Consider the following 26421-nt stretch of genomic DNA (forward strand, 5'->3'; position numbering starts at 1 on the left):
GTCATACCGCTGAGGGCTGAATGGACTAGATAGACGTTTCTTCTCACGTAAATATCTTCCTCAGGGTGAACGGCTTCCGCTGAGGTCGGTGCTTTCTTTTTCCGCCGCTCGAGTCGGACCTGTTAGCCATTTTTCATGGGGGCGGCTCCTATTTGATGCAAAGGCTATCTGGAGGTCAGATCCGTTTTCGCCAAGCCTCTCATTGGTATATGTTATAACGTAACCTTTAACTCTAATTTTTTAATCTCGTGCATAACCGTGACAATCGCGCGCGATTCCCCATTGCTGTGCCGGCTTGCGCATGGAGCTCCCAGTCTGTGTTCTGGTTCTCTTTAGCTCAGCGAGGGGGATGTTTTCCAGCTACAGCTTACCCGCTAATCGCGGATTTTGATGAAGTAGCTCGGCTGAGCCCCAAACCCGCTCCTTACCTCAGGCTTCCAATACTCTTGTTCGCTGAACAGAGGAAGCTCCTTGATAGTGAGCGTTTCGCCGTTCTTCAGTTCGGGTTCTCCTCTTTTGAGCAGGATCGATTCTTGGAACCGGTAGCGGCCTCCTTCCTTGGCGATATGTCCCAGCTTGGTCAGCAGTTCAATGGCTGCCTCCAAACGCTCAGTATTGGCCCGTCCCCTGAGACTACTGGGGCCGTACTGTTTTACCTGGGTTAGTGTGAAAGTGGTTCGTTGCCCTGTCATGAGATCGTTAGGTGGCGTCGATGAGAGGCGCGTGTTGGGTGAGGGGTCGTTTCTGTTCCTGTTTGTAGGTCTGTCTGCGAGAGGGCTTTCTTTGTGGGCGGTTTTCAGTAGGTAGTGTGCCAGTTGGTTCGCATCCGTCACGAGCTGCGGCTCGTTGGCCAAGTGCTCGATGAAGTGCTTTGAGCAGTTCTGAGCGAACTTCCAGCAGAACTCCAGGGTAAGGTAGTCGATCTCGATATCGCTGTCTGAGGTGCGCTCGAACGTATGTAGGATGGCCGCCAGACGGCTCGTGTTTTCCAGCAACTTGGAAGCGTGATCCTTAGCGTAGTGGTATAGGCCGTTTTCCTGCATTTGTTGTTCGAGTTGCCGACTGTACTGGTACCAGAGATTTGCGGCCGGCTCCGAGAAACGTAGTACTTGGCGATCAGGCGAAACGGAGGGGGCCAAGCATTCGCGGATGCGGGCATTGAAGGCCTGTAGGCGAGGCAGTTCAGATAGTTTTTGATCGGTACGTTGGCCAGCCATTGAGCGGGGCTTGGCGACCAGGAAGCGGGCGAGAAAGCCCGTGCCGCGAGCCTCCTCCCCGCGCCTGCCCATGAAGCGCGCGATCACGCTAGGTTGTGCCATTAGTGACAAGGTGAGGCGGGCATTTTGGAGAATGAAGCCTTCTCTGGAAATGCGATCGACGATAACGCTGCTGCCATCCCAGAGAGTATTGAGTTTGTCGAGCTCACCCAAGGCCTTGCCGCTGAAAATACTGTTGGCTTCGCTAGTCAGCAGGCAGCCATTGGGCGTGTTTTCGTAAAGCATCTGCACAAGGGCCTGCGGGGTGGTGTCTTCATAAAGGAACTTGCCCGAGCGGGCGGATTGCGGTTCAGCTCTTACATGCTCAGCGACAGTCTCCAGGGCTGCGCGCGTGGCGGCGTCGTCGTCTTGGGCTGCGTATTTGCTGTACATACGCTCCAGGTGTCTCTTGCGCGTGCTCCATAGCTGCTGTTCGACCCGATGCTCCACTAAGGCGACCTCGTAGGCTCGATGCGCTACATCATTCAGGTCGTTAATCGCCTCGAAAAAATTGTTCTGTGTGGTGGTCTTGCGTTCACCGGAGTCCGCAATGGTCAGCAGCATCAGTGAGGTTGGCACTTGGTGTCCGGTTGGCATTCGTATATCGATACGTTTCTGGCAAGCGGTGGCCATGGCCCCGAAGGCGCACATCATTGCCATTTCTCGGGAAACCTGCAGCTCTCGGGCAGCCTCAGTTACAGCGGCCTCTACCAAGCTGTGCTCGCGGAAACAGGGCCAGCCGTTCTGGTAGGTAATTGGTTCACTGCCAATGGCTTCAAGTTCTTCATCATATGTATTGATCATTTTTACCCGCTATTTCCGCTAGCCTATAGCGAAAATAGCAGACTATTTGAATTACTTCCTTATCTGGTTTTAACGAGCATGAGGTGGGGCATGTATTTCCCCAGCTCGATTGGGACGCGGATTGAATCGCGGCTCTGCGCGGTTTTTTTATACGTCCCCTGCACATCCTCTGAGCCACAGAGGAGCCTGCTCATGCGAATCATCCGTCTGAAGGAAGTCATCGACTCGACAGGTCTTGCCCGGTCGACCATCTACAAATACATCGCGGAAGGCACCTTCCCGAAACCGGTATCTCTGGGCGACCGCTGCGTCGGCTGGGTCGAGAGCGAGGTGCACGATTGGATCTTGGCAAGGATTGAGGAGCGTGATCTGACCGAGAGCTCTGCAGTGAGGTCTACAGGTCACCTGAGCATGGCCCGTTAAAAGCCAGCATAACCGCCATGACCAGTTATGGCTGGTCATGGCGATTATGCTAGGTAGGCTGGAGTCCCACGTCGGATGCCCCAGTAGGCCGAGCAAAGCGATGGTTTATTTCCGGAGTAGATACCCTGAAGAAATTCACGGAGTGGCCGTGAAAAGGCATTCCGCGATCACGGTGCAGTCGAGAGCATCATCTGCGGCACGAGTATTATGCTTTTACTAGCTATTCCCACCGGTAGGGTGCACCGCGTTGCTGATGCGGGTTGCAGGCACTGACCACTGCATATCTAGCGAGGGATCAAGAGCACTAGGAGATAACGGTTAAAAATTCCACATGATGAAGATCGGTATGAAACTCACCCAGGAGTCATACCCATGCTTCGTCATCCAGGTAACACAAACCTCCACCTGTACCGCCAACCGACCTACCGTGGTCTGTCCTTGATGGTCGGCAAGGGGCCATTTGTAGAAGAGTACCTATTTCGTCTCCTGCGTGTTATCGAGCTGGCACTGGCCCAGTATCCGAGGGTCATGGCATTCAGGGTGGACCTAAACCTGCCGAAGGATATCGATCTGTCCAACTACGCAGATACCAACAAGGTCATCAGCAGATTCATCGAGTCCTTTGGCTCCAAGATCGAACACCACCGCAGTCAGCTGCGTGAGCAAAAGAAGGACACTCGTAGTTGCAGGGTCCGTTATGCCTGGGCAAGGGAGGTTGGAATGAAGGGAAGGCCGCACTACCACCTGGTATTCCTGCTGAATCATGATGCTTATCACAGGCCGGGGCGGCTGCAATCTACGAGGCGAAATCTCGTTGCGCGCCTGCAGGAGGCTTGGGCCAGCGCTTTGCGGCTATCGGTCGATCAAGTCGGTGGGCTGGTGAATATCACTGACGATGCCACGTATAGAATCTACCGGGACGTCCCCGACGGCAAGATGGATGAGCTACCGGAGTTGTTTCTGCGGTCCAGCTACCTATGCAAGGGAGCTACGAAGTCCTACGGGGATAATCATCATGGGTTCGGAAGCAGCAGGGGCTAATTGCCTACCCGTGAGGTCTGGCTCCATCGTATCAACACGTTACGGGAGGCTGCCTGCCAGTTACGGCGCTAGCAGGTTGCGGTACTACGAGCGCTGATGGCTGATCAAAGTAAGCGTCCGCCCAACTCACCTTGCGTAAGTCAGGCCGGCATCCACTGATGCGGTAGCAACTGCCCGATTTCACTGGCCCGCTGTGTCGGCAGTCGGTGAGGGATAACATCTAGCTCGACGTCAATGGAGGACTGAAATGGCAAGCGGGACTCGACCGATGCGAAAGCAGCTATGCAGGCTGACATTGCATGGGGCGAGCTGATGATCGAGTGGATGGAGAAGCAGGAAAGCCTGGTTGAAACGTGAGAGGCAACCCAAGGATCGTGAGCCGATGGGCTGCGGCATTACGATGCGCCGGGCCCATGAGCGATGACCGTCTTGTTTTGATGCCCAGCTCCATCTCTTAAGGTTAATGCGACCTCTCAGCCCACCTGCAGGAAATGGGCTGCCAGGCTTAACCCACGATCACCACCAGTGCGTGGCTACGAATGGACGGATATTTTCCAGTCTTGCCGGCAGCTCCCCATGGCATACCATGCCCAGGTAGGTGGCGGCCCGGGTAGCCCCGACATACAAGAAGCGTTCGAACAACCCCGGGTTAGCCTCAGCGAGGCCATCGACTCCGACGAAGAACACAGCTTCAAATTCGAGGCCCTTGATGTGCTGGACGTCGAATACCCGGATGTCTGACTGATTGCCCAAAGATTGGCCGTCCGCGCATGGAGTGGCTCGCAGGCTGATCTGTTCCAGCTTCTTGGTAAGCGTATCCGCCATCGGCCGGACGTGATCTTCTGAGGTGACCAGTACCGCGATGGTCGGAATGTTCTCACCTTTGGAACGCATCCGCGCATCGATCTCGATGATGCGATCCGCGACCCAAGTGGACGCGTCGTCTTCACTCAGGTGCTCACCTAGCACGGGCTGGACGCCTTCGTGGTTAGAGTGCTCTGGCAGGGTGCCGACAGCTTCTGTATCTCCCTGCATGAGATCGAGAAGTTTGATAGCAAAGGTGTTCAGCAGCCGACTTTGACGGTAGACAGTGTTGATTCGCCGAGGCTTGAGGCGCGGGGAAATCCACTCAAGCTGGTCAATGCGTTTCAGGCCATGTCCGGTGATTCGCTGGTTGAAGTCACCACACGCGAAGAACGATTCGGTCGACAGGTCAGTCAGGCTTTCCATACAGGCAAGCTGAAGGGTAGAGAAGTCAGTCGCTTCATCGACCAGCACTTGGTGCAGGAACTGGTCAGAAATCTTGGCTAGCTCTGTGAAGCGCGGATCATCAAGGTATCGTCTCACGAACTCCTGCCGAATGAGTTCGCGCGCTGACCGGAGCATCAGGAGCAGGATAGCGTCCAGCTCGGTCTCGTCGATGTGCGCGGGGGTGTCAGGCTTCTGGTAGTCATAGAGTTCAAGTGCGAGGCACTCTCGGCGGAACGCGCGATAGCTCGTAGGGACTTCCAGAACGTAACGTTTCCACGCATTCCTGAACCGCCGCAGAGCGTTCTGGAAGCACATTTCGCGACCCAGCGTTTTCAGCCATTCAGCTTGCGGAACCCTATCTCCGAGCCAGTCACGAATCCGGGCTGCCCGACTCGACTTCCCAAGGCTGCCGTTTCGATACAGGGTGCGCGCGTGGCTCTGCAGGAACTGCTGATACGCCTGAAACGCCCTGCGCTCCGCCGTGTGGTTAGGTGTGCTCGTGCCATCGGTGCCAGTGTCGTCGTCGAACTCTTCACCTTCTTCGATTTCATCCTCGCTTTGCCCCAGGCTTTCGAGGACGGTAGCGAGCTCAACGAAAACAGATTTATTCCTGTTGTAGAGCAGGCTACCTTGCTGCTGGATAAGCTTGTCGGTCGTCTTGCGGCTGGTTTTGAGCAGCGGCTCGATCCTCGCCTCGATTCTGTTCCAGATCGCGTATGCACCGAGCAACCCCTCGGGACTCAGTTCATCTACCGTGGTGAGCAGCTCTTCCACGACTGGATCCGAGAGGTTCGGCGCCGAATCTTTCAGGAGGCCAGCGCCCTCCCTGAGTGAGCTGAGCAGACGGTTTTGGTGATACGCCTTAAAGTCGGCAAACCATTGACGAGGATCATCACTGACCGAAAAGCTGGAGTAGCGGCGATCCTCCTTGAGAATGCAGCTACCGCTATTGCCGGTTCTCAGAATGCCAAATGTTGACCTGGCCAGATCATGCCGACGCTTGTTCCAGGTTTTGATGTGATCGTCAGACGCGGGAACATTCTCCCGGTTGAATGCCTCTTTGACGTAGTGCTTCAACAGGTCGGAGGGTGTGAACATCATCCAGCGTTGGCGGTTTGTCGATGAACCAAGCAGCCGTTGCTCGTCTGGGCTTAATGCCTGCACGTCGAGTTTCTGCCCAAGGCGTTTGATCAATGTTGTGGTTTTGCCGGTACCTGGAGGGCCGAGAATGATCAGCTGATGATCAATCGACAGCCGGAAAATTTCGTCCTGGATTTTGTCGAGAATGGCCTGGTCTCGCAAAGCCATGGCTCTGCGTATTTCATGGACTACACCCTCCCGGATTTTCTCTTCCTCAGATGCGCCGTCCAGCATCGCAAGGAATGCATTGTCGTCGACGGGCTGAACGAGCTTTCGAAGGGACGCGATTGTCTGTGGAGTTGCACGCTGGCGGCGCCAGATGCTATCGATGGCATCCCAAACGTCGTCTCTCTTTAGAGGCTTCAGCTCCAGCTTTTCGAGAATACGATAGCCTTTCTGCTTCCCAGCAACCTCAAGCTCGACACTTTCTCCAACATCGAAGACGGCCAGACGGCCGATAGGTGTACGGTAGCCCGCCAGCATTGTCCCTTTGACCGTGATGTTGGTCGTGCGGCAGATATAGTAGGTGACCACCTCGCCTTCGTCAGTCTCGGCAACCACACGTGAGACTGCAGGTTCGCGGACGAGGCTGAGCAACGATTTGGTTGTGGCGTCACTAATAGATGCGATTTTGGCTACAGCTGCAGTGTTGGTGAACGTGTTGATCACTGCCAGGGCGTCGGACGCCTCACCGCTACGTGCCGCTAGAAGCCGCGCTGCACCATCCTCAATCTTGTGAAAGGTTTCCAGTGCCTCAGTCGCAACGTCGTGGGCATCACTGAAACTCATTGAAGCTCTCCTTGTTTCAATTGGGCATCGCCTGGCCGGCCAGGCGTGTCACAGTCCGTGTCCAGTGCTCAGGGTGGTGATGTTCTTTGGCTGACCCAGATGCTAAATCCTGGCGGCTTGAGTTGCCAGCAGATTGCCATGATAACCAACGAATTATCGGTGAGAAGAAGGTTTGGATTTGGCGTATGAGCCATGAAAACGCGCTATGCAATCACAATCCGGTGCGCAGTGCTGAATTCAGCACGGGCCACTCCAGCCGCTCAAGCCCAGCGGTTAACGTTCTGCCCTACGCGTGCTAAATCTGAATGGTATACGTGGCAAGTCCCATCCATGACGTTTCCTGGCCGACTTGAAACCTCAACATGGTTTGGCAAGTGCGGAGCGGAACGATCACCCTTTCCAAGGCTATTGATGGTCAGCAGCATGGCTGCTGATCATCGTGCGCGTGAGCCTAATGTCGTACCCGTGCTAGCAGGCGATGTCCCGGGCTGAATAGTCTTAACCAGGCCAAGGTTGGGCCGCCGTTCAAGGAGGAGGGAAGGCCTGTTAATCGATGGGCCTGATCGCGTCCGTGCTTGACGCTAGCCGAACGCGAGGCAGCGGCCTCCGTTGCGTTAACGCTACACTAGGCATCTTATTACTCCTACATGCCGGCGGCCTGAGTATGTTGCCAAAAAAACCGAGCATGTCTTTACCCGTGCTTGGTCAGTAGATAAGGTAACGAACATCGCAAATGGAAGGTCGCGGTACAGCAGGGATGGTTTTCAATATGTGCTGCTGTCGCAGCCTTACAGTACACCTCCCCTCTGATCCCCGACAGTCGTTGATTGATTTTGATGGTACCTGTCAAGACTGGTGCCAGAGGGGGTTTGGTGCATGAATGAGTTGGTTGAGGCCTTGCTGGCCGCCGTTCCCTCCGATGGCTCCAGTATTGGAAACCAGTCGTTGCTAGAGCAACTCAGGATTCAGTTTCCACAGCTAAGAGATGAGTTTTATTGGCAGACGCGTGACGCCCTGATAGGACAGGGGGTGTTGCAGGCCGGTAAAGGTCGTGGCGGCTCTGTACGGCGTACTGACATTGAGGTTCCACCGGCAAGTGATTGGGTTCAATTCCTACGTAGCTATGGGCCGTCATCGAGCAATCTGGCGATGTTCGACGAGTACGTTTCGAGGGCGTTGGCACAGGCAGGAGTAAAGCCGATTAGCCTGTCGACACCTCTATTAGAGGACATGGTGGGGCACATTGAATCCAAGGCGCCAGGATCTATTTTGATAGCTGGAACAGCTGGTGATGGTAAGACGTACCATTGCCGTGCCCTGTGGGAGCGCATTGGGGGGGATCCCAAGGCTTGGGCCGCCAAGGGCAACGTGAAAGAGTTACATCTGGCGGATGGTCGCTTGGCTGTCTTTATCAAGGATCTTTCCGAGCTCAATGGCGAGGAGAGCGATCTGCCATTGCGGCGACTGGAAAGATCGGTGCTAGAAGGCGATGATTCTGAGGTAGTGATTCTTGCCGCAAACCATGGCCAAATTCTTGATCGTCTACGTGATCTAGGCCGTCGCCAGGAGCGTGATCACCCACTTCGCAAGCCGCTGCAAGAGCGCTTCTTACAGGCCGGGCCAGCTCCTGAGCGCCTGGCTGTGTTCGATCTTAGTCGCTCGACTAGCCGCAAAACGTTAGATGAGGTGGCTATGGCTGTGGCGGGGCATCCCGAGTGGGACAACTGCAAACGCTGTGCACTTCAGGCCGACGGTAAAGTTTGTCCCATCGACGAGAATCGCCGCAGGCTTTTGGGTGAGGCGGATGGTGGGCAGCTCTCTCGTCGCTTGGGCGATTTGGTTGAAATCGCCAGGCACAATGGGCTGCATCTACCTATACGCGACTTACTTGCGCTTTGTTCAAATATGATCCTCGGTTGCTCCGATGCCAAGCAGGCCAAGGACAACCTGCTGACCTGTGCCGATGTCGCGAAGATTCAGGAAGGAGGCACTCTTGGGACGGCTAGTGTCTATGCCAACGCCTTCGGAGCCAATCTCCTTAAGCGAAGGACCTCTGACCGCCCCATCTTCAAGGCGATGTCCAGCTTTGGCGTGGGCGATGAGTCCACCAATGCTGCTGATGGGTTGCTGGTTTATGGGAAGGACGATTTGCGGCTGCAAGCCGACTTCGAGCGTTTGGTCGCGATCGATCCTATCTATGGGGCCACGACTGCCTTCCGCGCTGCCCAAAATTCCTATTTGGAAGGGTATGAGGGGGCACGCTTGGAAGGAGAGGCGGCCGAGTTCCTTACGATGCTTGAAGACCAGCGACGCAGGCTCTTCTTCACACTTCCGGATGGGGAAAGAGGTTATCCGCATTGGTCGATGACAGCATTCTGCTTTGCTGGGGACTACTTGGAAATCATCGAAGCGCTCAAGGCGCAGAAGCCCGTTAGCGAGATAGTCCGCGGGCGCCTTGCTAAGGGTCTTAACCGCGTATTAACAGGTCTCCTTCTCGAAAACGAAGATCGCATCTTCATCGCTAGTTCGGGCGGTTTCACTCAAAGCCGAGTCAGCGTGCTTTGTGACCACGAGACGTTCTCCCGCAGGCAGGGCGGCGTAGGTATGGCGATCAAGCTTGTCGAGGATACGGGCCGCCCTCGACTCGACGTTTCGCTCGCTGCGGGCCCGGGCAATTCGGTTGCTTTCGACTTGACCCCTATCCGTCATGAGTTTCTCTCGCGTGTGGCTGAGGGGGCTTTGCCAGCGAGCTTCTCCAATGAGTGCCTCGAAGATCTGCTGGCTTTCAAGGCGAAGCTCTTGCGGAAGGCAGAGATCGTCAAGAAAGCCAGCCTAGCAGGAGATGATGATGAAGTAGGTAGTGAGACCGCCATGCTGACACTCAACTTCATCGATATTGAGCCAGGTGGTCGCGGCTTTTCACGCCCTGTGACGGTGAGGATCTCGGAATGAGTGGAATCATCAAGAGGCCTGAGATTAAAAGCGTCGATTTTTGCGTCGACGAGAACATTTGGGGTCATCGCCTTTATGACGAGCAGCTTCCTCACCTGACTGTTCTAGAGTTCTTGGGCGTACTCGGCTCGAACTTGGATCAGCCGCTCAGGCCTCACCAGGATCAGGGCGGCTCAGTTATGTTCAAGCCGCAGCGGCAAGTCCGTTTGCGTGGGTTACTGTTCAACAACCCATACGTCGAATCGATTGCGGAGAACGCCGCGTCTGATGAGGAGAAGTGGAAGCAGTGGTTTGAGCGCTTTAGACAGGGAGCCACAGGTAATGGTGATGAAGACATGACCTATCTGCGCCGCTCATTCACTAGCTTTGATGACTTCGCAAAGGCTATCGAACTGCTGCGTTCCTCGTCATTCGAGTCTCGCAGTAACAAGCGCTGGAGTTCCAAGTTCGTCTTTCCTTTCGGCCCAGACGCTCTTTATGAGGACTTGGCGATCAATGCAAAAGGAAATATGAGCAACGATCGTCGCTTCTTTGCTCGTACAGGCGAGCTGCTCTATCTCATGCTCACACGGGCTAAGCGTGGAGCGGAGCTCGGTGACAGCCTTGCCAAGCGCCTATTCGATAACGAAGCAACGATGAATCGTTTGGTTAGGGCTCTGCAAGGTACGTCGCAGGGTGTCGAAGAGCCCCGGCTTTCGGGTTATCTACCCGAAATTGCCAATAATCGTTTCGATCAAATCTGCGACGACTGGTTGTCGATCTTGGACAGGGATATGCCGATCTATGATGCATTGGAGCATTTGATCGCGATCACTGGCCTGAACATGCTGCTCTATTTCTTGGAACGAGCTAAGCGGGTTGCAGGTGATGACGATCCGGTCGAGATTATCTGCGAAATCGTCTCCAAGGAGCGAACGAAGGTGCGAGCGCTTTCTGGCGATAGCTATCAATTAAATCAAGGGCTGCCAGCAAAGGCGGTGCGGGCTCATGTTGAGTCGATCCGGTTGAATGTTGAATGGGCTGCAGCTGAATCTGCAGAGTTTCCGGATGCTGAGCGTGTAAAACTCATGCGTGACCGCTTCCAGTGGCCGCCGACTGATGGTGGCGACGACGAGGACTCCACCGATAAGAGTCCAGATGAGTTGGTTACCAAACTGGCTGATAATGCTTTGGCACGCCATCAGCAGCATGTCGGCAAAATTCATGCGTCATGGTCGCGTGCTATCGGGCTCAGCTCACGCAGACTATCGAGACGCACCCGCTATGCGCCGAACGATAGGTTACTCAAGTCGATTGTGGTTTCCATCGTGGAAGACAGGATGCAGTTCGATGAGTTTCTCGCCGAAGCCAAGTGCCGATATGGCCTGGTAATTGGTGACGCAGAGGGTGCGCGCTTAGTCAGCGCCAAGTTAGTAGACCAAGAAGAACTCAGCGAGAACCGAAACAATCTTGAGGCCCGTCTCGTCAGCTTGGGCTTGGTTCGCAGGCTTTCCGACTCCTGCTCATTTGTAGAAAACCCGTTTGCGTTTCAGGGAGAAGCGGCATGCTGACTGATCGCATTATTGGGCGTGTCGGCGCGAATATTCTCGCCCAACGCATATCTAATCCTGGCCAGTCTGGTGATTTGGCTGCGCTCTTCAGGCTAGACAAGCTTTCATCCAGTCAGATCGGGGCAGTCGCACGAGCCATCCTTGCCAATCCGGACCTGCTTGCCCGGGTAGAACTCATGATCCCGGAGGCCTTGGTAGAAGGCCAAGGCCTACCGTCTGACATTCTGATTCCGCATAACGCAGGCTATGTGCGCAATAACGCTTTGACCGCCAAAGCGGCGATCCTGACTGCCAATGGCAACGAGCACAACCTCGCGGACACATTGGGTCATGTCATGGCCATAGGCGCCAAGGAGATGCGGGCTGACCCTGCTCCGTGGGTCGAGGCCACGCTTCATTCAGGCGGTATTGCACCAGTCCTCGACGACCGATCGGTGTTCCATTCAGCCCTAGCCGGATTGTTAGCATCCTCGGAACTTTCGTTAGTGCAGCTTGGCGAGTTTTGTTCTGCAATTGTCGAGGCTATCGCCACGCACGGGCTGCCCATCCGTGATGCGGTTGGTTACGCCTTACCATGCGCGGGACTCCCCAGAGACAGCGCCTTCTTCTCGAATGCCAAAACTTTCTCAGCATCGCGTAAACCATGGCACAAGGCTTTCACCAAACTCTTTGCTCAGCGTGCGCCGCTGCTTAAAAAACTCCGCCAGAATGGCCAGCCTCTTGACTCGGAGGAGATTACTGAGCGAGTCGAGGCTAATACTGCAGAAATTTCGGAGGGGGCCCGCCAAGCCCTTGATGCATTCGTCGCAGCGCCTGCTGGAGATCAAGAGGCATCCGATGCCCTCGCCCAATTCGAGTGGGAAAGCGATGGCGTTTATCTTGCCTTTGACAAGCCGAAAGAAAAGCAACTTGGCTTAGCAGAGTCCACGATCCGTTTCTTCGATCATGAGTGTGATCAGGAGGACTCACTCGATGCCGAGGGTCGCAAGCTATTGGAGGACTTGAAGGGGCGTGAGCGTCGCTCTGACTTCACGGAGGAGGACGAAGAATTTTTCGTTAAGCAGCGAAGGCTCTTGGAGCAAGACAGCAAACTTTGCTCGCGCTGGGAAAAAGCTCTCTATGGCAAGCCCATTGACTGCAATGACTTCTTCGAAGGCTTCGCTCGAGTGGTTAATAGCTTGCATGCCGGCCTGCGTGATTCGGAAGGAGAGCGGATCCTACGTTTCACTGTGACCAAAGGCCGTAAGGAGTGGCGCGAGCGATTCAACTACGACGCCGGCAGCTACTTCTCGGCTATGTACCGCGGCTTAAAGGAGCTCATGGGCTCCAAGGTAGAATGGAAGGTCGAGCGGTTAGGCAATGCAAACTTACCCGATCCCCTCTTCGACTATGAGGCCTTCTTCGCTAAGGAGAAGGAGCTTCGCAATGATAAGAAGAGCAAGGTTCGTCCGAACCCGTCGCTATCGCGCCTAGCCCTGCAGATCAAGTTTGACGTTGCCTTGATCCAGATCGCTAAGGACAAAGAGACAGTGTTAGCTAAAACGCAGCTCCTTTGGAGCTACAGGCCCACGTCAATTGGCTTGTCGATGGTCGCAGACATGGGCCGCCTCTTGGAGAAGGGCGCGGTAGGTTGTACCGAAGTCCCCCGCAAGTTAGTAAGCAAGAAGGGTGGGGTACAAAACGTCTCGTTGCTCGACACCGGGACGCTGGAGGCGACTTACTCGACTGATGCGGGGTCGCTGGTTTCTTCGGCCAGCAAGCTCCAAAGCCTGCGCCATGTGATTAAGACCCGGATCAAAGAGCTCGCCGAGCGGGGTAGGCTGACGGCTCATCAGCAGAGCGAGGTAAAGGTATCGTGGGATAAGTTCGAGGAGGATTACATCAAGGCGATGGAGGACTTCGTCACGACTGGGCTACATGGCGATGCCGTTATGCGTCAAGCGGAGTCTTACGCCGAACTGTTGAACACCTTGATGGTAAATGCTCGTGGTGATGTGTGTCGCTCGCGGCTGGTCGCTGAAATACTATCGGTCGGGACGGTGCGTGTTGCCGGCGAAAACCCAGCAGTTATCATCCCGCCTTGGCATCCAGAACGAATGAAGGCTCTAGCGGTAAAGACGCGACGCGTTGCCGGTTTCGCTACACACTTGCTCTCCAGCGCTAGCATTCTCTATGGTGACCGCGAGATTTTTATGCGGGAACTTACCGACGAGATCGCTCATCCGTTCTATCCAGAGATTGCGGTTCTCAATCGGGGCGGCGCTTTGACGCTTGTCTCGGAGAGCAGCACGGTTAACGGTTATAGTCTTTTGGAGTCACCGACGCGTGGCGCTGAGGAAGCCATGACCGATGTCGATCCAACGGCTGCAGCCAAACAGGCGCGCGAGCTTTTGGAGCGTTATGTTGGGCTGCAGCCCCACGAGGCAAGCAACCTTAGCGTTGTGCTTTATAACGCAGATGCAGCTGAGTTGCCGCTGGCCACAGTGCGCGAGCTCTCCTCTATACAAGAGGATGGCAAGCTCCAATGCAGTGTTTCGGTACGCCACTCAGATCAAGGAAAGCTGCGGCGAGTCTATGGCGAGCTGGTCAACAAGGCTGGTGATGATCCTGATCTGCCAGTAGTCAGCGAAACCAGCGAAAACTTCATCTCGAAGCTGCGTATTTCTGTAATGCCCCTCTCGGCGACTCCAAGAGAGAGTGCGCTGGGTTTTAAGGCTTTCGATGTGGCTTTCCTGCATGACGTGGTCGCGCGCGAGGCCCAAACAGAATGGCTCCCAGTGCAGTGGACCAACGATCGGCCGAACTTGGATCATGCGCCTTCCCGCTGGTCTTACCGGAGCGTGTCAGGTGAGAACGAGCTGAAGTCGACCACATTCCTAGTTTGCCCATGGCAAACGGCATCAGGTTGGGCGTACGTGTCGGCTGTCGCCGCAGTTTGCCGGCAGACGGACGCTATGCCAGGGGAGCGATTCCTGCCTGCACGCCGCATTTCCCTTCAAAGCCCAGCTCTGGCTGAAATAATCAAGGACGCTCACGAGTTGGCCGAATGGGTAGCCACCTACGACGAGCTTCTCGACAAGCGCCAGCTTCAGCACAACAACATCACGGTGGTGCGCTACCGTAGAGGCTCGACTAATGGCCGCAATATGATTGTTAGCTCGACCTCGGAGCTTCGGTTGTTGAGCGTGTTGGTTCGTAGACGCTTGGATGAGTTGAATCTCCAGCTCGGATCCGACGAGATTCAAATCGCTGTCGACAAGGCGAAGCGCGACGCACTTTCAGTCTCCGGAGATATCGTACTGCGTGCAGCCAAGCGGGGTGTATCTGCCGGAGAGATGCTAGGCCTTGTGCTAAGTCGTTACTTGCTTGCAGAGGAGTTCCAAGCCTCAGCGAATGGTAGGCAGGTATTGACCGCCTATTTCCTACTCGACGATTACGCAAGCTGGCTATCTCAACCTGAAAGCCGTATCGCGGATATTTTGGCGCTCAACGTTGAGGAGTACGAGGAGACTGTTCGCGTCGTCATTTCAATTGTTGAGGCAAAATATGTTGGAGCCGATGGGGTGGCTCAGGCGCGACGGGGCTCCAAGGATCAGCTATTGGCAACATTAGGCATGTTCCGTGAGGCGCTCTTCGGTGATCCTGGTCGTCTTGATCGGGATATTTGGTTGGCCCGCTTGGCCGATATGCTTATAGATGCGGACATCCCGCCCGGTATGACGGGTTTGATGGAGCGTGCTCGCGCCAAGTTGCGAGATGGCGATGTAGAGATTTCCCTGCGTGGGTACTCGCACGTTTACGTTCACACCTCGGACGCAGGTTCCGCCTCGGCGTCTGAGCAAGAGCTTCTTGATGAGACAGGGGGCGTTATGGCTTGGCAGGAGGTTTTCGATCGGCCGGACTTGCGAAAACTCGCCGAAGCTTATGCTAAAGGCTCTGGAGGTCACGAGGTTCGATCAGGTATTGGGGCCCAGCAGCCTTGGGAAGGGCACTGTTTTAAATTGCCCGCCCCGCGAGTGCCTTGGTTGGCCGCAATAGGCCAGCTATCGAGTGGGCAGATCGATACTTTTGTTGAAGAAGTCGCTTTGATAAGCAAAGACTCCGAGACGGCTTCGCCGATTTGCCCAGTGGGCGCGCCTCCAGTACTGACAGAGGAGCCTGTCCTTGCCTCTGTAGCTATCGTGGATTCAGCGTCTACTCAGCTTTCCGCTACGAATTCCAGCTTCGGAGGCGGGCTGTCTGATCTAGTCGCGTCTAAGTTCTCCGGTGATGCGCAAGCCGATGCCGAGCGGGAGGAGTGGGCTCAAGACATCACTAAGAAGCTCAAATTTGCGCTTAATAGCTATGGTCTGCAAGCGGCTATACTCGGCACTCGTTTGACTCCAAACGGCTGTCTCGTTCGTCTGGCGGGTTCTGATCGCTTGCGTGTCGAGGATATCGAGAACAAACGAACACAGCTCCTTACTACTCACGCCATCAACCTCGTGACTGTCCAGCCTAAGCCTGGCGAGATTGTGGTGACGGTCGCTGGTGCAAAGAGGCAGGCTGTGTCGCTTTGGGAGCTTTGGTCGCGTCGAGAACTCAATAGAAACGTTGCGGGTATCAACACCTCATTCTTGTTAGGTCTCCAGGAGATTAATGGTGCGTTGCTATATCTGAATTTGGGGGTCGAGTTCGGTGGGCTTTCATCACATGAACCGCACTCGTTGGTTGCTGGGGCTACGGGCAGTGGCAAGTCGGTACTCATCCAAGCACTTATATTGGATATCGCTGCAACCAACCCCAAGGAGTTAGCCCAAATCATCTTGATTGATCCAAAGATGGGAGTGGACTACGCGCCATTGGCCGACTTGCCGCATATGCGCGATGAGATCGTCACCACTAAAGAAAAAGCCGCCGAGGTTCTCGACGCACTGGTTCAGGAGATGGAAGATCGTTACCGCGCCTTTGCAAAAGCGAGGGCCCGTGACTTACCGACCTATAACTCGAAAGTTTCGACCGAAGAGCGTTTGCCAATGGTCTTTCTGGTTCACGACGAGTTTGCAGACTGGATGCTTGATGATGCTTACAAATCGGCAGTGGGCGCGGCAGTTCAGCGGTTGGGTGTGAAGGCGCGTGCAGCAGGTATTCATTTGATCTTCGCAGCACAGCGTCCAGACAAGGACGTAATGCCGATGCAGCTTCGCGAGAATTTAGGCAATCGTTTGATATTAAAGGTCTCTAGCGAGGCAACTTCGAAAATTGCGCTAGATCGACCGGGCGCTGAGTTATTGCTAGGGAGGGGGCATCTTGCCGCTAAGCTTAATGGCGAGCAGGGGTTAGTGTTTGCTCAAGCCCCTTTTCTGTCAGATCAGGATATTGAAATGGCAGTACTAGCCATCTGCTCTGATAACTCAATGCACGGAGCCAGTAGTCGTGAAAATTGACGATGCGATTGAGATCGTCACGAAGTTCTTAAACAAACTAATTGGGGCATGGCTATACCTCAATCAGAGCTCCGGTGCAGTCATAAGTCGCAATCATAAGAGTTTTCCTAAGTGTGCGAGCATTCCAGGCGACTGTTAAGTATCGCGTGAAGGTGGTATCAGTGACAAAAAAACTTGTTGATCATTTGGCGCGATGCGACGAAAACTCACTAGTCACTTTGTTGGGGGAGACTACCGTAGCTCTCCTAAAAGCGGTTGGTAGTGATGCATATAACGTGGATGGCTTAGCCTATCTAGTTGTAAGTATGCATGGTGAAGAAGGTGCGTTGCGTGACAGTGCCATTCGTAATTTACTTTTTTCAAATTTGGACGGTGATGAGGGAAGGGCGCTCTGTGAACTTCTTCAATTTCCGACTTCTGCGGCAATGATGACGTTAAAGGGCGTTGATTTCGACAATAACCTCCTGAATTTAGAAGTTTTAATGGGTTGGTATGATGTGGCGGTAGACGCCAATAATTCCAAAGGCAGAGAGGTCGAAGGATCACGGAAAGCTGTGGCAAACCATAAACTTAGGTCTCACCAGTTAACGGCATTTCGAAAGCTAAGAAAATCCATTGCCAACCCAGACACATCAGTTTTAGTTAATATGCCATTTGGTGCGGGTAAGTTGCGATTAGTGGTTACCGCAGTACTCGATCTTTATCGGTCTGAGCCAGATGGAAGAGCTATTGTTTGGCTTGGGATAGGTGAAGCCCTTTGCGATGAGGCATTTATTGAACTTCGTGAGGTTTGGGAGCAAATAGGGTCGCGGGATGTGACCATTTATCGTGTTTATGGTGATCGGCCTGTTCCAGATCTAGGCAGTCTAGAAAATTGTATCATCGTTGCCGATATTAGAAAACTCAACGATGAGGGGGGCGGATTAGAAAAAATAGGTCGAAAGACCCGAGTGATAGTTTTCAGTGATGCCGAGCATGTTACTCATCCGATCGGAGTTAAGATCATCGAGCGGTTTTCGAAAGAGGGTGCCATTAGTTTGGTGGGGATATCAGCTATATCCTCTTGCGGCATAACTCAAATACCTCACCAAGCAGCGTTCCGTGCAAAATTTTCAGGGGCATGCATCACTATTGATGATGAAGATCCCATGAAGCTGCTACGAGACGCTGGTTATGTAGGTAAAGTCATCAGTGAGATTCGGGATCTAAAGTGCGGTATAGCAAAATTTGTAAACGATAATGCGCTGGAATTTGATCTTGATTTTGTAAATGAGTTGAGCAAGGACTTTGAGCGAAACCGTTGCTTGCTAGACTTGCTTCTGGCTGAGTCAAAGGCTGCAGGTAAAGTTGTGTTTTTTGCTACAACTGCCGAGCACGCTCGTTTGTTTGCCGGTTTGCTAGCCTTGCGCGGTGTTAGAGCAATGTCGGTGACTAGTGAAAAGTCCCCAGACGAACGAGCGGTCATTATACAAAGATTTAACTCTCGCGATGAGCAGATACTTTGCGTTCATGGTTTCTTCATTTCGGGAGATTCTATTCCCTCTGTTGCTGTTGGTATCGTTGCAGTCCCTACATTATCGGCGTCCGTATTTCTTGGGATAGTGGGGCGATTAGCAAGCACCAAAAGAACTGAAAATAATTACCTGCGGGTCATAGTCGCTTCTGATTCGCTGCCTGTGCAACGGCAGCTGACGGAAAGCCTTGATACCTGGAATAAATTAGATATTTAGGAAACTAGTAATGTCATTCCCAATTATTCCTCAAGATCTTTCTATTTCTGCAATGCGCAGTTCGGGGTATCGAGATACCGCGCATGCGCTAGCCGAGTTAATTGATAATTCTGTTCAGTCTGGCCAGGAGTCCGGTGAGCGGACAGAGATCGAGCTTATATGCATCGATACCGTCCACGGTAATGGCCGTCGACGGCTTTCCAATGTGGCGGTTTATGATAATGCCGGAGGTATGGAGCCTGCATTGCTACGTAAAGCGCTTCAATTCGGAAATGGATCTCGTCTTGAGCCTAAGAATCAAAAAGGGATTGGCAAGTTTGGTATGGGGCTTCCGAATTCGTCAATCTCTCAATGTAAGCGTGTTGATGTGTGGAGCTGGCAAAAAGGCATAGTACACCATGCATATTTAGATGTAGAGGAAATCAAAAAAGGAGTAATGACCGATGTCCCCGCCCCAAGTGTTTCGACGATTCCCGCTATGTGGCTGTCATTGATCGTAGGGGAGATTGGAGAAAGCGGAACTCTGGTGGTCTGGAGTGATCTGGATCGAGTCTCATGGAAGCAAAGTACAACGCTTCTAAGGCATACCGAGTTTATTGCCGGGCGCGTATACCGTCATTTTATTAATAAAAAGTCTGTACGGATTAGACTTGCAGCTTATGAGCAGAACGGGTCCGGTTACCCTGCGCTGTATGAAAGTTTTGTTCGGCCTAATGATCCATTGTATCTAATGAGTGGCACTAATGCTCCTTTGCCGTTTGACCAGGTGCCCGCGTTTGAAAAATTTGGAGAGCTGAAGATTCTGGTTGGCCATAATGGAGAGGAGCACGAAGTGATAGTTCGTGCGTCAATCTGTAAGCCTGAAGCTAGACGGGATGGGGGAGCTAAGCCTATTGGGCAGCATACTCTAAAGAATCAGGGGATTTCTGTTGTGCGATCCGGTCGTGAACTAGAGATGAATCATAGTTTCCTTCATTCCTACGACTCTCGCGAGCGTTGGTGGGGTATTGAGGTTGAGTTCGATCCTGGTTTGGATGATGTTTTTGGCGTGACCAACAATAAGCAAGCAGCAACTGGATTTATGCGCTTAAGCTTCGAGGAGGATGCGGAGGCTGAGGGGCTGTCAGAGCGTAGTTATCGCGAAATGCTGGAATTAGATAGCGATCCCAGGCTGCCTATGTATCGTATCAGTCGAGAGATCGAAAAAATGCTGGGTGTTATGCGCGCTCAGGTAGCGAAAATGCGCGAAGGAGACCGCGTTCAGACGAAGAAGGACCGTGCCGAGAACAAAGCAGAGCAGGCAGCTACGGACTCTGTAAATCGTCGTCGAGATCGTGTTGGGGATACAGGTCGAAGTGACAAGCAAGAGGCGCTGTCGGATGATGAACGTACTAATGCTTTATCTACTGAAATAATTCAGGATGGAGTTGAAGGTGATAAGGCTCATGAGATTGCCGTAGATTATGTAAGTAAGAAAATCAAATTCCGGTTTAAGCATGCCGATGCTCCGGGGCAGATGATTTTCGATGTGGGCGCAACTGGTGGCATCATTCTCGTAACTTTAAATACTAGACACCCCGTTCATGGTCGGCTTTTCGAGGCTCTCCGAGATGATGATGGCCCTGATAAGCAATATGCTAAAGAAGTCCTTTCCTTAGTTGCAGCATGGGCGCGAATGGAAGATGAAGCACCTAGTGAAAAGTCACGTCTTGCCATGGAAGACGCACGCTTGAATTGGGGGCGTATAGCCATGGATTTCTTTGACCTAGAGGATTAATTGGTGGGAGGGCGCGAAGCAATACGAGGTTTTTCTATCCAAACTTTGATTTGTTTGTTGGATTCATTACAGGCGAATGAGGGAACCTGGGTGGCTGTCACTATTGAGCCAGATTCGATTAATGAAAAAGCGGACATATTTTGGGAGTTTTCCGGCGGAGGGAGTCGCCTTCAGCAGGTTAAATCTTCTAAAAATCAGATTGGTCTGGCAGATGTCGTTTCTTGGTGCAAAGAGCTTAAAGCTTCGGGGCAGGCTGAGAGTTACCAACTTATGTTGGCAGGTCCTATAGCCGCCGCGGTCCTTGAGAAGGCTCCTTTTGATGGCGTCGATGTTCCCCCGCCTTCGCCAATAGATATATTGGCGCTAACCGATCAGGCCATCACAAAGTTAGATCGCTATTTGTTACTTAAGGCGATCGATCCGCTGCCCGTAGCAGTTCGGGAGTCATTGGTATACTTAATTTCTGCCCGCCTTTTGGAAGGTGCGGCTTATGGTAAGCGATTGGCTCGGGAAGAATTTGATGGATGGCTGTTGCATTGGATTGCTGTTGCTTATCCAGAGGCAATCAAGCAACGTTTGTCCGTAGATTGCAGTGTGCTCTGGAGTAGTGTCGAGCTTTCTAGCCCTGCAGAAATCTCAAGAAGAGCATTTGAAATAGTGCTTCCGCTCTCTGTTATTAATGGCGGGGCTTCAACTGCCGTCGTCGAGTGGTTTCTATTGAGAGTGTCATCACAGGGCAGAGAAATGAGATACCGCCCGGTCGCAATTATGCCTGAGACTTGCGCTGGCACATTGAATAGGAAAGAAGTTGCCAAGGCATTTGGCGAATTTGCTATCTGTCCAAAGTCCGCGGTTCGCTACGAACTACTATTCACCCCAATTGAGCGAGCGGGTTATGTGGTCGATGAGTGGCCTCATGGTTGGCATGATTTAGAGTTGTTCGTCAAATACTCAGGTCAGGATATGCCGAGATCAGTAAAAAAAATATCCATTTTGATCGCGATGGATGAGAGTTCGGTGCTCGGTACTAAAAGGGTAAAGAGTATCTCTATCTCTGACCTCGAGAGTTTTCTGGATATGCTCTAAATTTATTTATGACAGATCAAGCATGAGCTGTTTCCTTCGTCGTCTCCGTAAATGTCATCGATATCTTCCGGACATATTTTCACTGGGCGTAGCGGGTTCACAGGGATGTTTTTACGAAGGCGCGCGCGGCGGATCTCATATTCGGCTTTGATCTCAGTAACACGCGCAGGCTTCTCTAGATCCCAAAGCGACTCCCCCTTAGTCCAAGTGAAAGGTGAACCATGCTCCAGTGCATCTTTCTCTAATGCCTTGGCCTTTTCGAAGTCCTCGGGGTGGCGCTCTTTGAGGCGAACCCATTCGATCTTTTGTTGGAAGAAACAGAATGTGCAGCCACTGCGAGAGCGCCATTCGTAGTACTTTGGATAACCCAATCCAGAGGACTCGAGAATATCGACGACACTAGCTTTATCGACGCCCGCCTCACGGAAGGGGAATTTCACATGCATGTTTTCGGCTTTTGCTGAGTACCCCTCGCGGTACTCCTCATCAGCCCGGATCGCTACATAGGAGAAAACTTTATCACCAGCTGCCAGCCATGGTTTTACCCACTGTTCGAACGGTGCCAGTTTGAGTTGACGCGTACACCAGCGAGTCTGTGCGCTGGGGAGGAAATGGTTGTATTCACGCAGCCAAAAGCGGAAGTCCCGACGGGGATTAAGTCGCTCGATGGGCTTTCCTAAATAGCCTTCGAGTCGTCCCAGGAACTCGTAGACCTCGGGAAGTTCCTCGCCGGTATCAGTAAAGAAGTAGTCGATATCCAGCTCGGGATGGTGGTCACGCATCCACACTGCCAAAGCTGCGCTATCTTTTCCTCCGGATAAACCCAGTACGTGTCGTTCAGTCATGCATCTGTTCCTTTTCGATAACCAGGTTCATTCCGACTTTGGCTAAGATGGCAAGTAAAATGTCAGTATCAAGGCCTTGATCCTCCAGCATTTTGGCTATTTCATTGGCCTTTTGTTCTACTGTTTCACGATGACGCTCTGAGATCGAAAAGGATCTAGAAATCGTTGTTGTTTCCGCTCCTACGCCAATGACAACTGCGATTGCTTCACTTTGTGCTGGACGATCTTTGACAGCGACGAAGGCCTCAGCCTCGCGGAAACGTCTTGCGAATTGGACAAGTTCGAGCACCGCAGCATCGATATGGCGGTCCACCCAGTCGCGTGGTGGTTTATCGGCGGCTAGGCTCAGAATACCTTCCAAGACGGAGCGGCTGCCATCGTAAGACCCCAGTCTTGTCGAGAATGCATCGAGCCTGAAGTTGCCTGAAACGCCTGCGACAGCCCGCGCCCTTTCACGGAGTGATTCCAAGTTGTCGAGAGGTGCATCAAGTGCTTCAAGCATCTTGGCTTCTACTTCGGAGAGCATCATTGCGTAAGCTGTTGCGATTTCTTTCAGGGGCGCGCGCAGAGCATTCACGTAGGCTTTGCCATCGGCTACCTCCAGCAGCGTTGGTAAATCGACGAACAGCACTTTGTGCGGGTCGCTGGCCTTTAGCAGCATGTCACGAATTGCTTTGGCAGTTTCACCCAGCCGCTGTGTGCGCCGAGACCACTCTGGCAAATTAAAAATCAACGCCACAAGGCCACGCGCCGCCTCTAGAGGATCAGCAACTCCTCCTATTTCCCCCACTTCCTCGAGGAGATGAGAGATGCCATCTAGAATTCGGCTCTTATCCTCATCAATCGCGATCCAGCGGAGCGTAAAGCGGGTCGGATCTTGGAGGCACTCGTCGATGTCAGCATCGCTGAGTCGAGAGATGAACATGCCTTCCTTGTATACGGCGATGTTGGCTTTATGCACCAACAAGAATGCTGTCAGAAAAACTGGCAGTATGCCCCGCTTCATGCCGTACGGCGGCATGCTCCAATGGTCATAAATGGTGCTCACGCTTACGCGGGCGCTGGTATCGGCAAAGAGTTGCTGAGTGAACGCCCATAACTCGGAAAAGCCTTTGGGTGAGGCTTCGCATGGCTCGCAGACGCGCCAAGCCTCTCCCTCTTTACGGTATAGATGTGATGCCACGAGCAGTGTTTCGAAAAGGCCGCGCTCGGCAGGGAAGCCTTCAATACCTAACCGCTCTTGGCCTTCGGCGTTGATCATTGCGTGTAACAGATCACGGCGGGCTTTAACGCTATTGCTCGACACACTATCGCGATTAACTAGCTCGCTCCACACTCGAGGACAATGCTCATAGAGATCGTCGGCGAGGTCTGAAGCAATAGGTGATAGCTTTGCACCAGGCTCAATAACCTGGTCGCTACCATCATGCCATTTGCAGAGTGAGGCAGCAGCTTGAAGTTGGTCCTCAAGGTCGGAGCGAGTAGCGGCCAAGCGGGCGAATACTTCGCGGCGGGCGACAGGGTCTCCTCCGAGCTCGTGGCGTTCCTTTACCTGCTCTAATGCAACCAATTCGGTCGACAGTTCCGCGATCCGGGCATGATTATCCGGGATGCCTACTAACACCGGCCAAGGTTCTTCGTAAGCACAGGACTGAGCTCGCTTTCGAGCCTCACGAAGAGGCATGTCTCGGCCGGGAAGCGCAAGGATGAACTGGCCGAACTCTCCCCGCTGGGGTTTGTAAGTACTTGCGATCTTTTCCGCTTGCTCGATGCTTCGCAGAGAAATTTCCATCCAGCGCATTGAGCCCGTTTCGTGGTAGTGCCGCTTGGCGACCACTGGGTGCATTCCCATAAGCTGGGATAATTTGGCGTAGTCAATGCCAGGAGATGACGCTACAGCTTGGGCAATAGCTGCATCGATATCGAAGTCGCTACCTTCAAAAACTGACCAAGCTCCGGTATAGCTCTTGAACAGAGCCACTTTGAGCGAGGCCAGTTTCTTCAGTGCGGCCTCGATCTCATCCTGTGGCACGCTGTGGAAAAGGGTCGACAAGACTGGTAAGTCGGCGGCAAGCCCTGAACCAGTGCGGAAGAGGTCGATGACGGCGATGTTTTTAATCAGAGACACCTGCAGCAAGTCACCAGATTTGGCCTCAGCACGCTCCACAGCTTCGACAGCTTGGGACCAGCGGTGCCCATCTGCAGAAGCTAGGATGGCAGGCTCTAGGTTCGCACGCAGATATTCCCAATAGTCGCTAGGGCGATACCAATTCGATTGGTTCAGCGGAGTCGATTGTAGGTAGGCGCGAAACCCATAAGGCTCGACTGAAGATAGGAAGCCAAAAGTGCTCCGCTCATTTTGACCGAACTGCCGCTTCGATATTGGACCCAACAATGCAGCCATGGTTGGATGCAGCGGCCAGCAGCGTTCTAAAGCAACAGCGAAATCATTGCCGACGGCTGGGCGACGTGACCTGACGGCATCGGCAATAGAGTCAGAGGCCCCCCGTATCCACTCGGGTCGCCGCTTTGCATCAATTGCACGGCCGATAAGCTCGACAACCTCGTCGCTTGCCGCCACGAAAGGGAGGTCAAGGTAACGGCCTTGAACCTTGCCCCAGTCGTCACGAGTGTCGATACCAAGACGGTTGGCGTACTGTGCGAAAGATTGATGCAGCACTCCAATCACAACCAGTCTGCCTTCAGCGCGGGCAGATGCTTCTGCGAGCTCTTGGAAGAAGTAGACATCGTCGCCCACGCCTAAGGCCGAAGCTTCAAGGAACTTGCCCATCTCATCAATGAACACCAAGACACCATCGTTCGGGCGGTCTTTGGCTTCGGCGATCAGTTCATTGATGACGTCCTGTGCATTGGGTTTGTTGCGACGTTCAAAACCCTTGTCCTGAGCCTTGCGAAGGGCTAAGTCCAGTTCCTTGACGACACTACCGCGCCGGCCAACCACTGGGATTACGAGCCACCCGTCTTGAACTGGAAAAGCACTGTCAAAGTTTGGCTTCGAGTCCAAATTTAGTGTAGATCGGGCTTTTGCGCGAAGGCTCTTATCAGTATGGAGGGCGCTCGCCAAAGCTACGGCCAGAGATGATTTTCCGCCGCCGAAGGGGCCTGTCCAAGTGAAGCTGCGCTGATTGGTTGCGGCAAGCTGCCTACTCATGCCCTCTACCACAGTCGCTGCGGTCGAATGGAAGATATACCCGTCGAGTGCGTCGGATCGGCCAATGTCCGCATCAATACGGATTGATCGTTGGTACTGATGAGAAATCTGGACGATGTCGGCGAGCACTGCCTCTCTTACCTCAGTCATATGCGCGCCTAACCATGTCTTGTCGATCGTCATCAGAGAGGTTTTTTTTGTGGACTTGGCGAAGGCCAGCGGAGTCGGACCACGCTAACTTGCCTCCGGTCAGATCGGCCAAAGAGATCAAGCGCTGGGCTATCGACTCTTCGTCGAGCTTAAAGACTCGACCTGGAGAGCCTTCTGCATATGCGATGGTCTCGAAAGCTAGCGAACTTTGGCTGTCTGCAGTTCTGCGCCAAAAATCCATGAGGGCATAAGTGAAGACACCATCATGAAGTGCAGCCTTGGGGCCGCGTCGGAATGCATATTGCCCCTTGTGTACTTCTTGCAGCAGCCCCAACTCCCCGAGTAAAGGCTCGGCAAAATCCTCTGGAGAACCGGTTGCTGCCCGTGGCGCGTAGCTACGTAGACAGGTCTCCAAGTCACGCGAAATAGTTGCTGTAGAAAGGCGGTGCTTGGGATCTAGGCTTCGGGCATACAGGGCCAAAGGCTCTTCGAGTTCTTGGCGTGTAAAGGTTGGAGCTGTCACATGATTGAAGAGCCAATACCATGTGGTCGAGCGGTGGTGCCGCCCGGCGAGGCGCCAATGTACGAGCCATGCTGTAGACGGGTTCTCCGCATAGGGGTCGAGACCTCCATTTCGCAGTATCTCCATTGCCAGGCTTTTTACGCGGAACGCATCGCCTTCTTCGGCCATGATCCCGCATGACAATGCCCAATGCCGAATCGATGAAACCATGTTTTTACCAACACCGAAGGCTGCGATTGCAGACTCATCGGTGAAGGTTGATTTGGTAATCAGTCCGTCATTGCTCGCTTGATCGAACGCTTTCTTAAGCCACATTTGGCGAAGAGGAAACGTTTCATGTCCGGAGAGGTGCACGGATGCAATTCGGTTAGGTTTGGTGTTTGTATTCTTCATGATTTCAAGCTTACCGCGAACTGGTGGATTACTCCAGTTTGAGACTCTACGAGTTTAAGCTGTATATGTATACAGTTATTTGGCGTTCATCCGCAACCGATCCTGAGCTCTCG

13 protein-coding genes are annotated in these 26421 nt (G+C 53.3%); 8 read left to right on the plus strand and 5 right to left on the minus strand.

Going from position 1 to position 26421, the window contains the following annotated elements:
* Nucleotides 1-374: 374 nt before the first annotated feature.
* Nucleotides 375-2060: a YfjI family protein gene (locus ACIGDJ_RS14325; protein WP_143979033.1), complete on the minus strand. Its 1686-nt coding sequence runs from the start codon at nucleotides 2058-2060 to the stop codon at nucleotides 375-377.
* Between the two features lie 192 nt (nucleotides 2061-2252).
* Here ACIGDJ_RS14325 and ACIGDJ_RS14330 point away from each other — a divergent pair, with 192 nt between their 5' ends.
* Both ACIGDJ_RS14330 and ACIGDJ_RS14335 read left to right on the plus strand, forming a co-directional pair.
* The gene (locus ACIGDJ_RS14330; RefSeq protein WP_143979032.1) at nucleotides 2253-2483 is read left to right on the plus strand and encodes an AlpA family transcriptional regulator; all 231 of its coding nucleotides are present in this window, start codon (nucleotides 2253-2255) and stop codon (nucleotides 2481-2483) included.
* 372 nt (nucleotides 2484-2855) lie between these two features.
* Nucleotides 2856-3524: an inovirus Gp2 family protein gene (locus ACIGDJ_RS14335; protein WP_143979031.1), complete on the plus strand. Its 669-nt coding sequence runs from the start codon at nucleotides 2856-2858 to the stop codon at nucleotides 3522-3524.
* A gap of 516 nt (nucleotides 3525-4040) precedes the next feature.
* On the opposite strand, the gene ACIGDJ_RS14340 is transcribed toward ACIGDJ_RS14335, so the two are convergent.
* Nucleotides 4041-6704 carry an ATP-binding domain-containing protein gene (locus ACIGDJ_RS14340; RefSeq protein ID WP_143979030.1) on the minus strand — a complete coding sequence of 888 codons (2664 nt, stop codon included), beginning with the start codon at nucleotides 6702-6704 and terminating at the stop codon, nucleotides 4041-4043.
* An 876-nt stretch (nucleotides 6705-7580) separates the two neighbouring features.
* On the opposite strand from ACIGDJ_RS14340, the gene ACIGDJ_RS14345 reads away from it, so the two are divergent.
* The 6 genes from ACIGDJ_RS14345 to ACIGDJ_RS14370 all read left to right on the plus strand — a co-directional run bounded on the left by ACIGDJ_RS14345 (nucleotide 7581) and on the right by ACIGDJ_RS14370 (nucleotide 21225).
* Nucleotides 7581-9656: a hypothetical protein gene (locus tag ACIGDJ_RS14345; protein WP_143979029.1), complete on the plus strand. Its 2076-nt coding sequence runs from the start codon at nucleotides 7581-7583 to the stop codon at nucleotides 9654-9656.
* Entirely contained in the window at nucleotides 9653-11206 is a 1554-nt protein-coding gene (locus ACIGDJ_RS14350; RefSeq protein WP_143979028.1) for a hypothetical protein, read from the plus strand. The genes ACIGDJ_RS14345 and ACIGDJ_RS14350 overlap by 4 nt, the downstream gene beginning before the upstream one ends.
* Nucleotides 11200-16632 carry an FtsK/SpoIIIE domain-containing protein gene (locus tag ACIGDJ_RS14355; protein ID WP_143979027.1) on the plus strand — a complete coding sequence of 1811 codons (5433 nt, stop codon included), beginning with the start codon at nucleotides 11200-11202 and terminating at the stop codon, nucleotides 16630-16632. The genes ACIGDJ_RS14350 and ACIGDJ_RS14355 overlap by 7 nt, the downstream gene beginning before the upstream one ends.
* 161 nt (nucleotides 16633-16793) lie before the next feature.
* The gene (locus tag ACIGDJ_RS14360; protein ID WP_143979026.1) at nucleotides 16794-18362 is read left to right on the plus strand and encodes a DEAD/DEAH box helicase; all 1569 of its coding nucleotides are present in this window, start codon (nucleotides 16794-16796) and stop codon (nucleotides 18360-18362) included.
* Nucleotides 18363-18372: 10 nt separating this feature from the next.
* Entirely contained in the window at nucleotides 18373-20139 is a 1767-nt protein-coding gene (locus ACIGDJ_RS14365; protein WP_143979025.1) for an ATP-binding protein, read from the plus strand.
* Between the two features lie 90 nt (nucleotides 20140-20229).
* Entirely contained in the window at nucleotides 20230-21225 is a 996-nt protein-coding gene (locus ACIGDJ_RS14370; protein WP_397504565.1) for a hypothetical protein, read from the plus strand.
* Nucleotides 21226-21227: 2 nt separating this feature from the next.
* Here the strand turns inward: ACIGDJ_RS14370 and ACIGDJ_RS14375 are convergent, their stop codons facing one another.
* The 3 genes from ACIGDJ_RS14375 to ACIGDJ_RS14385 are packed head-to-tail and all read right to left on the minus strand — an operon-like array spanning nucleotide 21228 to nucleotide 26308.
* Entirely contained in the window at nucleotides 21228-22070 is an 843-nt protein-coding gene (locus tag ACIGDJ_RS14375; RefSeq protein ID WP_143979023.1) for a phosphoadenosine phosphosulfate reductase family protein, read from the minus strand.
* Entirely contained in the window at nucleotides 22063-25425 is a 3363-nt protein-coding gene (locus tag ACIGDJ_RS14380; RefSeq protein ID WP_256675354.1) for an ATP-binding protein, read from the minus strand. Before ACIGDJ_RS14380 ends, ACIGDJ_RS14375 begins: the two co-directional genes overlap by 8 nt.
* On the minus strand, nucleotides 25385-26308 hold the full coding sequence (locus ACIGDJ_RS14385) for a DUF4007 family protein (RefSeq protein WP_143979022.1): 924 nt from the start codon (nucleotides 26306-26308) through the stop codon (nucleotides 25385-25387). The genes ACIGDJ_RS14380 and ACIGDJ_RS14385 overlap by 41 nt, the downstream gene beginning before the upstream one ends.
* Between the last annotated feature and the right edge of the window lie 113 nt (nucleotides 26309-26421).

It is taken from the genome of Pseudomonas sp. NPDC079367, from assembly GCF_044542195.1.
Lineage (GTDB): Bacteria > Pseudomonadota > Gammaproteobacteria > Pseudomonadales > Pseudomonadaceae > Aquipseudomonas.

Bases quoted from the DNA above. Each gene is read 5' to 3' on its own strand.
- ACIGDJ_RS14340 (WP_143979030.1), bottom strand. From the start codon at position 6,704: ATGAGTTTCAGTGATGCCCACGACGTTGCGACTGAGGCACTGGAAACC.
- ACIGDJ_RS14375 (WP_143979023.1), bottom strand. From the start codon at position 22,070: ATGACTGAACGACACGTACTGGGTTTATCCGGAGGAAAAGATAGCGCA.
- ACIGDJ_RS14385 (WP_143979022.1), bottom strand. From the start codon at position 26,308: ATGAAGAATACAAACACCAAACCTAACCGAATTGCATCCGTGCACCTC.
- ACIGDJ_RS14365 (WP_143979025.1), top strand. From the start codon at position 18,373: ATGTCATTCCCAATTATTCCTCAAGATCTTTCTATTTCTGCAATGCGC.
- ACIGDJ_RS14325 (WP_143979033.1), bottom strand. From the start codon at position 2,060: ATGATCAATACATATGATGAAGAACTTGAAGCCATTGGCAGTGAACCA.
- ACIGDJ_RS14330 (WP_143979032.1), top strand. From the start codon at position 2,253: ATGCGAATCATCCGTCTGAAGGAAGTCATCGACTCGACAGGTCTTGCC.
- ACIGDJ_RS14355 (WP_143979027.1), top strand. From the start codon at position 11,200: ATGCTGACTGATCGCATTATTGGGCGTGTCGGCGCGAATATTCTCGCC.
- ACIGDJ_RS14345 (WP_143979029.1), top strand. From the start codon at position 7,581: ATGAATGAGTTGGTTGAGGCCTTGCTGGCCGCCGTTCCCTCCGATGGC.
- ACIGDJ_RS14380 (WP_256675354.1), bottom strand. From the start codon at position 25,425: ATGACGATCGACAAGACATGGTTAGGCGCGCATATGACTGAGGTAAGA.
- ACIGDJ_RS14350 (WP_143979028.1), top strand. From the start codon at position 9,653: ATGAGTGGAATCATCAAGAGGCCTGAGATTAAAAGCGTCGATTTTTGC.
- ACIGDJ_RS14335 (WP_143979031.1), top strand. From the start codon at position 2,856: ATGCTTCGTCATCCAGGTAACACAAACCTCCACCTGTACCGCCAACCG.